Raw genomic sequence first — 13,181 nt, 5'->3', positions numbered from 1 at the left:
AGGTGAAATATCCTAAATTATGTCCTTTAACGGCGGCAATTGTAATCTCCGGTTTTTCTAGCTTTGCCAATGCTCAATTAGGACAAAACCTAGCTGTTGATATTCGCTCACTCTCAATGGGGAATGCTGTAACTGCAGATCCTCCTGGCATTAGTGCAGTTCACTTTAACCCAGCAGCTTTAGCTAAAATTGACGGCTTGCAGACAGATGTACAAGGAATTTTAGCGAACTTTGATATTCAAAGAGAATACTCTGCACCACCTGGATATAACGTTTTCGGTTATTCAGATGACCCTATTGTATGTAATGATAGACCGGAGGTTTCCGTTGGTATCTGTACCGATTTCAAAGGACCTGTACGCGGTGATGTGGAATATGCCAGCTTATATGTACCCATTCTTAAAAAAATGGTTGATTTAGGTGCTGGTTATCCATTAGTTGCTCCTACAGCTGGTATAGCTTATAAACCACCAGGCTCGAAAGTCACCTATGCAACAGCAATGTATGCACCATTAGTTGCAGGTTTTGGTGCGGAAAATGGTAACCCAAGTAATTATATGGGGCAACAAGTTGCTGTAGAGCGTATTACATATTTATCTCCGTCTTTTGGTTATCAGGTAAATGACCATTTATCAATTGGTGCTTCAGTGGGTATGTCCTACAACGCGATAGCCCTAAACACTGATCTACGTTTCCCCAATGAAATGATTGGTGTACTAAGGATGGTTGATGAAGTAGTTTGTAGACCATTTAAAAATAATAAGGAATTTTTTACCGATCTAATATTATTAGGTATTTGTAATACTCAAGAAGGAATGAATCCATTTAACAAAATGGGTGCATTACAGGTTTCATTAGAGCAATCATTGAGTCCTAGCTATAACTTGGGATTGCTTTGGGAACCAACTGATGATTTTAGTTTCGGTATGGTCTATCAAAGTTCAGCTAAAATGCGATTGAAAGGTAAGTACCTAATAGATAATGCAAAAGCTCCACAGCAGCTTATTGCTGCACTTAATTCATCAACTACTGGTAGTGTTGCCTCAGGAGTCTTACAGTTACCTGGATATATCCCAAATATAGAATCTGGTTTAGTAGCAATGGATTTGGAATACCCTGCCCATTTTCAAGCAGGGATTAAATATAAATTACTGCCAGATTTACAAGTGAATTTTGATGTAGGTTGGACAGACTATTCCGCATGGGATAAATTTAAATTTGAATTTGACCGTCAGATTTCACTACTTCAAGTGGCGAGAATTCTATCTAATGAGGTAACTCCAGAATCTTTAGCATTGCCATTAAAGTTTACTTCACCTTGGAGTTGGGGGATTGGGCTAGAGTATTCTGCTACAGATCGGTTGAAATTGCGTGCTGGTTATGAACCACGTGCTAGTGCTATCCCTGATGACAAACGTAATACAATGGTCCCGATTAATAATGCACAATTGTTTGGTCTGGGAGTTGGATATCGTTTCGATACCGATACGGATTTAGATCTTTCAGTTGGTTTCTTACGCAGTCGAGACAACATACCAGCCTGTACAAGTACTTTATCTAATAAATGCGGTGTCGATAATATCTTATTAAACCCTTATGCCGGTTTAGATGTTAAAACAAATACTAAAGTTACAGTGCTTGGTTTGAGTTATAGAACAAAATGGTAAGACAATATAAATGGATGTTTCGCCCTAAACTTGCTGTCTCAATATTAAGTATTGTGATGGCAAGTATTTCTTTATCTTATGCAGATGGTTTTTATACGATTATAGGTCCAGATGGTCGTCCTATGATCGTGCCTAGTAAAAATATTGAGCAAAAAAAAGAGTCTATTTCTAAAATAGAAATAAATCCTCAAAATTCACTTAATGAGGCTGTGATTATCCCAGATCCAATAATTATTAAAGAGAAAGAGTACAGAGATTTACCGAAAAAAATAGAACAGCAAAAACAAAAGAAATTAAATACTGCACCGACTGCACCGACTGCACCGACTGCACCGACTGCACCGACTGCACCGACTGCACCGACTGCACCGACTGCACCGACTGCACCGACTGCACCGACTGCACCGACTGCACCGACTGCACCGACTGCACCCAAAGATACTAGCGAAAGTGCTATAAGTGTTAGCGAATTAAGTATCCCTGTGAAGAAAACGAAATCTCTTGAAACAGAAAAATCCCAATCAGTTCCTAATGATGAATGGAAGAAAAAGCTCACTTTAGTTCCACCACCAATAAAAAGTTCTTCTCAAGCTCCATCCTCGTCAGACTCTTTAAAAGATAAGTCTAAGTTTACAACGATTGATAATGTTGAATATGTAAATAATGAGTATCTTGAAGATCAGGAATTCAATATAGAGGGTAAAAAACGGTTTTATCTTATGCCGGATGGCCTAGGGCGAACTGAATCAATAGAACGGAAAAAAGGTGTTAGTCGGTCAACATTAGATCAGCTTTTTAATCGACACTCTCAAGATGAGCAAAGCGCTGTTGTATTAGCTTCAACATATATGCGCTTATCCTCAGAAGAATTAGAGAGGGCTTTTGAACAAGATAAATGTTTTGTTAAAGGTTATACTAAATTAATTAAGACCCTTAGTATAAATAAAGAAGTAAATTTGTGGCCGCGGAAGCCATTAAAAGAAAAATTTGAATACGAGGTCGTCAAACTAGATCCTTCTGTTCAAAATTTAAAGTTTCTATCATTTGCTGCTAGTAATGAAAATCCCCTATATTACTGGCCTTTAGTCATCTTTTTGGATGATAAAGGCTGTATCTTAGAGGGTGTAAGTGGATTCAAAAGCAGATCTTATCCTTCTACGATATTACAGCATGCATCAATTCAAGGTGTTTTAAAAGTACCTCCTTCAGCAAAATATATCATGATGACACCTTTATCCTCTGCGGTAGATGTTGAAGAAAAAGAGTTAACAAATCAGGGACAAATTCAAATTTCGGTATTACGTTAAAAAATAAGTAGGATAGCTAATGAATAAAAAAGTTTTCTGGCCTTTTGCACTGACTACATTAGCACTGATGCTAAATGGTTGTGGTGGTGGTGGTTCCAATATTAATGAAGATCCGAATTCAGGTGGTAATAATGGAAACCTAACTTCTGGTAGTTGCAAACCAAGTGTAAGTGGTAACTCGACTAGAGATTCAAATTGCTTTGAGTTTGCATTGGATTATCCAGTTGAAGGAATTAATTTTGATTGTAGTACGGCCCTCGGGCAGCATTTTGTCACTACCCTTTCACAGGGGACCGTGACGGGTACATGTAAAGTTGGTGATACTGCACGTTTCTATTTACAAGGTAAGAGCGATAAACAGATTTTCTTAGGTAGTGTGAAGCTTGATACAATAGGAAAATATACTGCTTTTGTGAATAATGGAAGTCAAAAAACATCATTACCTGTGTATTTAAGACTATTAGATTTAGCAAGTGGGATAACAGGTAAAACACCTGCGACTTTAGATAAAAATGATGAAACAATTAAAGTTGCAATTGCTTTGGTAAAAATATTCCAAAGTATTGGTTTTGAAAAAGGTGATAATCTGATTGGAGATATACAGCCTATAGAAATTACAGATGAGAAAAAGGATCTACTTACTAAGCTCTCTCAAAGCGTAACAGCAGCAGATTTTCAAAGTGGGGCGTATGCGAGTCTTTTAAAACCTTGGCTAGATGTCAGTCCAATCTCAGATGATGAAGCATATAAATTAGTAGTGCAAACAACTAATTTAAGTAATGCGGGAACTTATGAAGCTACAGATATTCTCGATGTTTTCCTATTTAGAGGATGTAATCTTAACTCATATGAAGAGTGTGAAAAAAATTCCTCTACTGCCTTGCGTGATAGTGTAAATTCAATGTACTTAGTGACAGACCGTCAAGGTTATACATTCGGTTATGGCTTACAATGGAATGGTGTTAGAAAGGATTTAACAGATCCTTTAAATCTTGTACGAAAAGTTAAACCAGTCAAAATGAATGTTAATGCCCAAAATACTTGGCTTCATCCAATCAGCAGAGAAATTCAATCAACTACACCTCTTCGTTTAAGTCTATCGGATAATCCAAATGAAGACATACAAATTTATCAAGGCAAATTATTTAATGATTATGCTATTGCAGGAAATGAATTTGTATATAAAACCTTGACGAATCTGAATACTGGAAATCCTCAACATTATGGCCGTTGGCGGCAAACTCTGGGTGGAGAAAACTATAATGGGGGAGTAGATATTTATAAAGGAAATAAGATTAGTTTTTTAGAAAGTAGTGTTTTTAAAACTGCTGGGAATGTTAAAACTGGAGAAAATTATATTTTTCCACTCTATGCAAATTTAACTTTTAATTTTGCGCAAACAGCGGCACAGCCTGTAAATTTAGGTATTGTTATTGATGAACATGGCGATATCCGAACTGATATTAAACCAAATGCCACAACTACTGATATGTCAGGGCAATGTGCCACAGTTACAGGCAACAATTTAATTGATAGTTTGGGTGTACAGCAATACCGTATTGGTACGACTGCTGCGACACTAAATGATCCGACAAACTCTGATCGCTCAGTTTATATTCGTATGATGTTAGCAAATCCAAAATTTTCGAATATTGATGGTGCGATGATTGGATTGACTTTCATTGGACCATCAGCAGGAACTGCAAAACTGAATTTATTTAATTTACTGGCAAATAAAGTAGATAATAATAGTATTAATCTTAATAATGGAGCAAAAGGGCTGGCTAGTTGGTATAACGCTCATGCAGCTGCACAAGCGAGTTATAATGCAATTGATAAAGTAATTCCAGCACCAACTGATGAAGAGAAAGCATTAGCACAACGTATTGTTGGTACAGTAACAATCAAATTAGCAGATCAGTCTATTCCAGCATGTAAAGCAATCAAAATTAAATCTTAATTAAACAAAATAAAAAGACCGCTATGCGGTCTTTTTTATGATTCAAGTGATTAACCTGTATGGTCTAAACGAGTCCCCAAAGTTTCAAGATGTGTTGGAAAAACTTGTTTCTTACGATCTTCAAAATAATGTCTTAATGTATGTTCGACACTAGGGAAGGCTAGTTCTGCCCATGGAATTTCATGCTCTTCAAACAACCGACTTTCGATGCTTTCTTCACCAGCACCAAAAATGCCATCTTTCAGCTGTGCTTTGAAAAGAACATAAATTTGACCAATACGCGGAATATTGTACATACAGTAAAGTTGTTCTATTTCTATCTCGGCTTCTGCTTCTTCACGAGTTTCACGTGCTGCACCTTGTTCCATGGTTTCAAATAATTCCATATAGCCAGCAGGTAATGTCCACAATCCATAACGAGGTTCAATCGCACGACGACAGAGTAATATTTTGTCTTCCCATAACGCTAAGGCACCGCAGATTACTTTGGGGTTTTCATAGTGAATATTTCCACAATGAGTACAAACACGGCGTACTTTATGATCACCTAAAGGAATTTTTTGTTCGGTTTTATGCCCACACGCTACACAGAAACTCATAATTATCATCGAGTATAGAGATGACTCAGCATAACTGAATTTTTAGACTTACGCATCAACTCTATTCCCTAAGTTTGATTTTCAGATATGATGCAAAGAGAGATAGAATAATAGGTGAATGGTATGGAAGAGCACTTGCTAACACAAAAGTTACAGCAAAGATTGCGCTTTTCCACCCGCATACAAGAAGCACAAGCAGCAGTACTGATTGCAATTACGAATGAGAATGATCCAAAGGTACTGCTTACACGCCGTTCAATACATATGAACAACCATGCGGGGGAAGTTTCTTTTCCGGGTGGAAAGCGTGATCCTAGTGATACTAGCAATATTGTTGTAGCGTTAAGAGAAGCTCAGGAAGAGACAGCTTTAAATCCGTTTGATGTACAGTTGTTAGGTGATTTGCCGATGCAGCGTGCAAGAAGCGGTTTGTCTGTAAAACCGATCGTTGGGCTTATTCCTCCTGAGGTCACTTTAATACCTCAGCCTACCGAAATTGATCGAATTTTCTTTGTCCCATTACAGCAACTTATCGAGACGCGTCCAACACCTTATGAAGTTCGATATGCTCATCAGTCTTTATATTTTCCAAGCTTACAGATTGATAATGAAATTATTTGGGGGTTAACTGCTCGTATGTTAGTTGCTCTGTTTAAATATGGACTAGGTTATCAAAAAGATTGGCCATTTTTACTTAACTCACCAACCTTTGGAATGCCAAAGTTTTCTCATAAAAAATAAAGATCAGGATTGATAAATTATGATGTATAGCTATCAAGGACAGCACCCAAAAGCCTTACATGAGCCATGGGATGGCTGGGTTGCTCCAACTGCAACGCTTATTGGGCAAGTAGAACTAGGCCGTCAGGTCAGTATTTGGTTTGGTGCAGTAGTTCGTGCTGATAACTGTGTAGTTCGAATTGGTGATTTTTCTAATATTCAAGAAAATTCTGTCTTACATACTGATGCTGGACTTGAGTTAAATATTGGTGAATATGTCACAGTCGGTCATAAAGTCATGCTGCATGGTTGTACGATTGGTGATAATAGTTTGATTGGTATGAACGCCGTAATTTTAAATCAGGCGGTGATTGGTAAAAATTGTATTATCGGTGCTAATGCTTTAATTCCTGAAGGGAAGATGATTCCAGATAATTCAGTAGTGATGGGTTCACCAGGCAAAATTGTCAAAACTTTAGATGAAGATGGGGCAGCGAAAATACGCTTGAGCGCATTACATTATGCTGAACACTTTAAGAGCTATGCAGATTTAAAAGAGTTTCACTTTTAAAATCTTTTAATAAGTTATTTTCTATGCCAAGCACAAGCTTGGCATTTTTATTTAGAGATAGAACAACTCGCCTATCAGAGCCGAGTGGGGTATCATAACCCTCGTTTTTAATCTGATTTAATACTAAGGTTGTGCATGAAATTGCTGGCGTTGGAAACTGCAAACGAGCAATGTTCCATTTCATTAATCGATGAAACCCAAGAACTGTTTTTTCAACTCGATACGCGGGCGAAAGCACAAACCCAGACCATTTTGCCTATGATTGAGCAGGGGCTACAACAAACAGGTCTTGAAGTTGCTGGTTTGGATGCGATTGCCTTTAGCCGTGGGCCAGGTTCTTTTAGTGGTGTTCGAATTAATGCTGCTGTTGCTCAGGCTTTAGCTTGGTCACAAGATTTACCAGTAATTCCCGTTTCTACATTGCAAGCTTTAGCACAAGCGGCATACCGACTTGAAGGTTTGGAGCAGGTGACTGCGGTGCTCGATGCACGTATGAACGAAGTTTACATTGCAAGTTTTGTTCTAGATGAACAAGGAATTATGCAGTGTATTGATGAAGAAAAATTAATGAGCTATGAGTCAGCAGCTGCTTATGCAAAACATTGCTTAATTGGTTCGGGCGCAAAGTTACTTCAAGCTGATGCAGAGCATCAAACAATCACTGCAACTGCACAGGATATTGCTTCTATTGCACGTGTCTATGCTGCACAAAAGCAATGGGTGGATGCCGAGCATGCTTTGCCAGTTTATTTACGTGATGATGCGTGGAAAAAGATAGCGGATCAGGGTAAAGCAAAATAAAGGCAGTACTCATGCATATATATTTTGAAGAAGATTTTCAAGAACAAGCACAGCACTACCAAGCTGTGCTTTGTTCTAGAGGGGTGACTGTCGATTTACAGCCAATTGAAAAGCTGAATGCGCGGTTTTTACGCTTCAATCCTGAAATTGCCCTTTGTGTAGATGAAAACGGATTATGGTTATCTGCTAATGGCATGAAAATGCAACCCGACTGGAAAGCTGAAATTCCACGTTTAAAACGTGCAAGTCTTAAATCGGAAATGATTGCCCGTGCTTGTCAGTTAGGTGAAAAGCCAGTACTGGTTGATGCAACAGCGGGTTTAGGCCATGACAGCTTACTTATGGCTTATCTAGGTGCCCAAATCCAGCTCGTTGAGCGCCATCCGATTTTATTTACTTTACTTGAAGATTCAAAAGCTCAGGCGGAACATGATCCATTTTTAAGTCAATTTATGGATCGTATTCAACTGATCTTTGCTGACTCTGGAAGCTATTTACAGCAATTACATCAAGAAGTAAAAACGGTTGATGTAGTCTATCTTGACCCGATGTTCCCACAGCGCGACCAGAATCAACAAGCAATTAAAAAACAAGCTCAAGTCAAAAAACAAATGCAGCTTTTACATCTTCTTTTACCCGAAGATGGTGAGATGGATTTGGGGGATAATTTGCTAGTTTTGGCACAGAGAGTTGCTAAACGTGTAGTCGTTAAGCGGCCACGCCATGCTATTTTCTTGGCAAATCAAGAGCCAGCTCATCAATGGCAAGGGGATGCTTGTCGTTTTGATGCGTATTTTCAGTAGGCTTATGTAAGGTTAGGTTTTATTGCTTGAATAATGCACAAATATATGTGATATAGTTCAAAAGCATGATTGCTAAAATTCTTAGCAGGCATACACTTAAGATGCCTGTCAAAAACGAAATTTTTGAAAACCTTTTATGATTGATCTTAAACCCTCCATTAACTTTTGGCATGATTTTAAAAGCAACCAAATTGCCGGAATGTGGCTGTTTTTGGGGTCAAGACGTTCTTTACAGATTGTACATCCATCTATTCTTCAGCTTATTGTTTGGGGAATTTTAGGAGGATGTACCAACTCTCTTTATAGCTGGCTTGTAGCTGGTCAAATCGGTGATTTTAATTCACAAGGTTTAATTGGTTATGCACTTTGGCCATTCATTGCCTTAATTGTTGGTATTTTCTTATCACAGCGAACTAACCAACCTCGCTTAATGCTAGTACCTGCTTTATTGTGGTTGGTTCTAGATACGAATATCTTATTAATTCAATGTTTAATTCAGTATTTGGGGTCTAACGGTTATCTCAACTTTATTCCCGATGCTATTTATAACGGAATATTGCCGAGCTTATTTGTAGCTTTATTCGTGTGGCAAAGTTTAGCAGTAATTTGGGTTTTCTCACGTGAACTCAAGTGGCCTTGGTGGGAGCGTGCACTCGTCATGGTTGCGACTATTGCAACGATGGTAGTTTGGCAACTTTCTGTAAAAGATCAACCGATTTGGAAAGTAGAAGAGTCTGCACCAACGTTTGCTGAAGATGCTTTTTATGCGCAAAGTAAACTTTTAAATGATTCTTTAGAGCAAGTTCAATATGGTGAGCTCGCCAAAAGCCATTGGTATTTTCTAGGTGTTGCTGGCGATAGTTATCAAGATGTTTTTAAATCGGAAGTGGTCCGTATTAAAGAACAGTTTGATACACGTTTCGGAACGATTGGTCGTTCGATGATGTTAGTCAATAATCCAGACACCCGCACAGAAATTCCAATTGCCTCTAAAACCAGTATTGAACTGGCGCTACGCCGTATGGGCCAGCAAATGAACCGTGATAGTGATGTCTTATTTCTATATATGACTTCACACGGTGAACAAAATCACTTCGAAATTGAAAATGCGCCATTAGATTTAGGGCAAGTAGACCCAAAATGGTTGCGTGAAACACTGGATAAATCCGGTATTCGCTGGCGTGTGATTGTTATCTCAGCCTGTTATTCAGGAAGCTTTATTCCTGCTTTACAGTCTCCTGATACCTTAATTATTACTGCATCGGCTGCTGATAAAACTTCTTTTGGGTGTAATAACGAAGCTGACTATACCTATTTTGGTCGAGCTTTCTTTGATTTGGCTATGCGAGAGCAATCGTCGATGAAAGATTCATTTAACACAGCTAAGCAAACAGTAACCAAATGGGAAGTGGCTCAAGGTGTTGAACCTTCAGAACCTCAGTGGATGATCGGTAAAAATATGGAACTTATGCTACCTCAATTGGAAAAGTATCTATTTCCTCAGCAAAATACGGGTAGTGTAGATATTGCTCAAACAAAAACAGAGGCTAAAAACGATGCAACTCCTGCAAAAAAACCGCTGCTTTGAGGGTGAGCAGCGCATATATCAATTTGAATCTTCTTATTTAAAAGGACCTGCTAAGTTTGGTGTTTATTTACCACCGGCAGCTTTAGAGGGTAAAGCTTGCTCAACTCTGTTTTACTTAGCGGGTTTAACGTGCACTGAAGAAACTTTTGCCATTAAAGCCCATGCTCAGCATATGGCAGCACAACTTAGTCTTATATTGATTACGCCAGATACTTCTCCTCGTGGAGAACAGGTTGCGGCAGGGGATCATTGGGATATAGGTCAAGGCGCAGGCTTTTATATTAATGCCACAGAAGAACCTTGGTCTGAGCATTATCAAATGGAAAGTTATTTAATTAATGAGCTATATCCACTCATTTTAAAAAGCTTTCCTGTAAACGCTCAACAAGTTGGTATCTTTGGGCACTCAATGGGTGGCCACGGCGCATTGACTTTAGCTTTTAAATATCCTGAAAAGTTTAAGTCGGTATCTGCTTTTGCTCCTATCTGTGCACCAACTGAATGTGCATGGGGAGACAAAGCCTTTAGCCATTATTTGGGTGCAGACCGCGAAAGCTGGTTGGCTCATGATGCCACAGCTTTAGTCTCAAAGAATGGTGCAATATTTAGCGAAATTTTGGTGGATCAGGGATTGGATGACCAATTTTATGAACAACTTCACCCTGAAAAATTTAAGCAAGCATGTTTAAAAGCAGGACAGCCTTTAACTTTAAGACAACATGCTGGCTATGACCATGGTTATTATTTTATTCAAACCTTTATGGATGAGCACTTACAGTTCCATGCAATCCAATTAGAAAAGGTCGCTGGCTAATTAGTGTCGCCACTCCACCTGAAACTCTTGTTGAGCCATACGGTTTAGATGATCAAGAACAACTTTTTCTAAGTGGTTGTGGTCATCTAACTGGCTATCAATAGCAACGTTTAACTGCTCTGTTTCTGGTGCAAGTGTAATCGTTGCTGTAGGCATTAAGATTTTAAAATCTTGTTCAGTTTCTTGTACTTCAAACTTGTGCTTCCAATGATTAACTAGACGTTTTGCAATGCGTTTTCCATCGTTTGTTAATAGATGAGTTGTGCTTTTCATTATCAATCCTCACATTGGTTTAATGTACCTTAACAAATTCGTTTCGCCGTTAGCATTCTATTGTTGCAACGTTACGTTGCAAGTTTGAAATGTTGTCATTTAAGCAAGGAAGGGCGGGCCAACTAGGTTCTTTTTTGTTATAATTTTCAGCCTCTCCTTAAATTTTTAGCCAGGTCATCCATCTATGTCCAAGCCTTATTTGATTGCTCCTTCTATTTTATCTGCCGATTTTGCTCGTTTAGGCGAAGATGTAGACAAAGTGTTAGCCGCAGGTGCAGATGTAGTGCATTTTGACGTTATGGATAATCACTATGTTCCAAATTTAACTTTTGGTGCAGGTGTATGTAAGGCTTTAAAAAACTATGGGATTACAGCTCCTGTTGATGTGCATCTAATGGTATCTCCAGTTGATCGTATTATTGGCGATTTCTTAGAAGCAGGCGCAGATATTATTACCTTCCACCCAGAAGCATCTCACCACATTGACCGTTCATTACAGCTTATTAAATCTGGTGGTGCTAAAGCAGGTTTGGTTTTCAACCCAGCAACGCCATTGCATTATCTAGATTATGTACTTGATAAAGTTGATCAAATTTTAATAATGAGTGTAAACCCTGGTTTTGGTGGACAAAAGTTCATTCCGATGACATTAGAAAAATTGCGTGAAGCTCGTAAAATTATCGATGCAAGTGGTCGTGATATTCGTTTAGAAGTTGATGGTGGTGTTGGCCCTGCAAATATCCGTGAAATTGCAGAAGCTGGTGCAGATATGTTTGTTGCGGGTTCCGCAATTTTTGGTCAACCCGATTATAAAGTTGTGATTGACCAAATGCGTGCAGAGCTTGCGAAAGCGGGCAGTGTAGACGCTTAAAAAGCATGTTGAACTGAGAATAAGCTTGTGGATAACTTTGTTTATAACTATATGGATAACTATGTTGATAACCGTATGGATAAGATGTTGGTAAAATAAACAAAATTAGATCAACCGTTTATTCTCTAAGCGAAATGTATGAAAAAAGAACGTTTTGGCGTTCTTTTTTTATGCGTGTTGAATATTTTATTATCTGATTTTTTATTAAGCTTTGCTAAAAAATAACCTGTGCAAAAAACGATACGGCTCTGTGTGAAAATTTTTTAGAGATAGATAAGTATAAAACTGTAAAAGTGTCATGAAAAATAAAGCTAAATTTGCTTTAATAAGATTTTAGTAAGAGATTTAGATAATTAATGACGATAAAAATTTTAGCGGTAGATATGGATGGGACTTTTCTTAATTCTAAGAAGCTGTACAACAAAGCACGTTTTTTAAAACAGTACGAACAACTTAAACAAAATAATATTCATTTCGTGGTTGCCAGTGGTAACCAACTCGCAAAGCTGATTACCTATTTTCCAGAAATTAGTCATGAAATTGCTTTTATTGCAGAAAATGGCGCGCATGTTGTAGATGCAGGGCAAGAAATAGCTTTTGCTCATTTAAGTCACCAACAATATATTGAGATTTTAAAAGCGATTGACTCCTCATATACCTCAACCATGGTGATCTGCGGGAAACAGAGTGCTTACGTGCATAGCAGCATGAACGCAGAGGACTATGCCAAAGTCGCTAGATACTTTGAAAAGCTAACAGTTATTGATGATTTTTATGCACTAGATGACTTGGTGTGTAAAATTACTTTTACTGCTCAGGAAAACGAAAGCTTTGCAATTTTTGAACATTTTCAGAAAAAAAGTTTTGTTGCAGATAAAGTATTAGTGCCCGTTTCAAGTGGTTTTGGTTTTATTGATTTGATTCTTCCAGACCAGCATAAAGCACATGGTTTGAAGCTATTGCTACAAAAATGGCAGGTTGAATCTGATCAAGTGGTTGCGATTGGTGATAACAATAATGATATTCAGATGATCAAAGCTGTCGGCTATGGATTTGCGGTTGAAAATGCAGTTGAAGCTTTGAAAGCAGTAGCCCCTTATACAACGGTAAGTAATGAACAAGAGGGTGCACTAGATGTGATTGATTTAGTCCTTCAGCATCAACCACCATTTGCTTAATTACTTTAAAACAAACAGTTAAGATTGAA

At 38.2% G+C, this 13,181-nt stretch carries 13 protein-coding genes; 11 read left to right on the top strand and 2 right to left on the bottom strand.

Features of this window, described 5'->3' with window-relative positions:
• The first annotated feature begins 2 nt into the window (after nt 1-2).
• From filD to filF, 3 genes are read left to right on the top strand one after another with little or no spacing between them, the layout of a single operon-like run.
• Complete coding sequence (filD, locus tag ACYU0V_RS15125; RefSeq protein ID WP_069124124.1) at nt 3-1,667, top strand: putative pilus system OmpP1/FadL family transporter FilD; 1,665 nt, start codon at nt 3-5, stop codon at nt 1,665-1,667.
• Nucleotides 1,661-2,974 (top strand): putative pilus assembly protein FilE, encoded by a 1,314-nt coding sequence (gene filE, locus ACYU0V_RS15120; protein WP_461848094.1) that lies wholly within the window; start codon nt 1,661-1,663, stop codon nt 2,972-2,974. Before filD ends, filE begins: the two co-directional genes overlap by 7 nt.
• Before the next feature lie 19 nt (nt 2,975-2,993).
• Entirely contained in the window at nt 2,994-4,934 is a 1,941-nt protein-coding gene (gene filF, locus ACYU0V_RS15115; protein ID WP_069124127.1) for a putative pilus system protein FilF, read from the top strand.
• A 50-nt stretch (nt 4,935-4,984) separates the two neighbouring features.
• On the opposite strand, the gene ACYU0V_RS15110 is transcribed toward filF, so the two are convergent.
• Nucleotides 4,985-5,533: an NUDIX hydrolase gene (locus ACYU0V_RS15110; RefSeq protein ID WP_461848092.1), complete on the bottom strand. Its 549-nt coding sequence runs from the start codon at nt 5,531-5,533 to the stop codon at nt 4,985-4,987.
• A gap of 114 nt (nt 5,534-5,647) precedes the next feature.
• On the opposite strand from ACYU0V_RS15110, the gene ACYU0V_RS15105 reads away from it, so the two are divergent.
• The 6 genes from ACYU0V_RS15105 (at nt 5,648) to fghA (ending at nt 10,830) form a co-directional block, all read left to right on the top strand.
• Nucleotides 5,648-6,274: a CoA pyrophosphatase gene (locus tag ACYU0V_RS15105; RefSeq protein WP_014208431.1), complete on the top strand. Its 627-nt coding sequence runs from the start codon at nt 5,648-5,650 to the stop codon at nt 6,272-6,274.
• A gap of 22 nt (nt 6,275-6,296) precedes the next feature.
• Nucleotides 6,297-6,824, top strand: a complete 528-nt coding sequence (locus tag ACYU0V_RS15100; RefSeq protein ID WP_284087015.1) for a gamma carbonic anhydrase family protein — start codon at nt 6,297-6,299, stop codon at nt 6,822-6,824.
• A 135-nt stretch (nt 6,825-6,959) separates the two neighbouring features.
• On the top strand, nt 6,960-7,625 hold the full coding sequence (tsaB, locus tag ACYU0V_RS15095; RefSeq protein ID WP_104075470.1) for a tRNA (adenosine(37)-N6)-threonylcarbamoyltransferase complex dimerization subunit type 1 TsaB: 666 nt from the start codon (nt 6,960-6,962) through the stop codon (nt 7,623-7,625).
• Between the two features lie 11 nt (nt 7,626-7,636).
• Entirely contained in the window at nt 7,637-8,428 is a 792-nt protein-coding gene (locus ACYU0V_RS15090; RefSeq protein ID WP_104075471.1) for a class I SAM-dependent methyltransferase, read from the top strand.
• Between the two features lie 136 nt (nt 8,429-8,564).
• A complete protein-coding gene (locus tag ACYU0V_RS15085; RefSeq protein WP_016144399.1) occupies nt 8,565-10,016 on the top strand; it encodes a C13 family peptidase in 1,452 nt (483 codons plus the stop codon).
• Entirely contained in the window at nt 9,985-10,830 is an 846-nt protein-coding gene (fghA, locus tag ACYU0V_RS15080; protein WP_461848090.1) for an S-formylglutathione hydrolase, read from the top strand. Before ACYU0V_RS15085 ends, fghA begins: the two co-directional genes overlap by 32 nt.
• Here fghA and ACYU0V_RS15075 read toward each other — a convergent pair whose 3' ends face one another.
• A complete protein-coding gene (locus ACYU0V_RS15075; RefSeq protein ID WP_063098155.1) occupies nt 10,831-11,103 on the bottom strand; it encodes a DUF2218 domain-containing protein in 273 nt (90 codons plus the stop codon).
• Nucleotides 11,104-11,287: 184 nt separating this feature from the next.
• On the opposite strand from ACYU0V_RS15075, the gene rpe reads away from it, so the two are divergent.
• Entirely contained in the window at nt 11,288-11,974 is a 687-nt protein-coding gene (gene rpe, locus ACYU0V_RS15070; protein WP_461848088.1) for a ribulose-phosphate 3-epimerase, read from the top strand.
• Nucleotides 11,975-12,330: 356 nt separating this feature from the next.
• Nucleotides 12,331-13,152: a Cof-type HAD-IIB family hydrolase gene (locus tag ACYU0V_RS15065; protein WP_461848087.1), complete on the top strand. Its 822-nt coding sequence runs from the start codon at nt 12,331-12,333 to the stop codon at nt 13,150-13,152.
• Nucleotides 13,153-13,181: the final 29 nt, after the last annotated feature.

It is taken from the genome of Acinetobacter sp. X9 (assembly GCF_054889255.1).
This window is presented reverse-complemented; position numbering and strand designations above follow the sequence as displayed.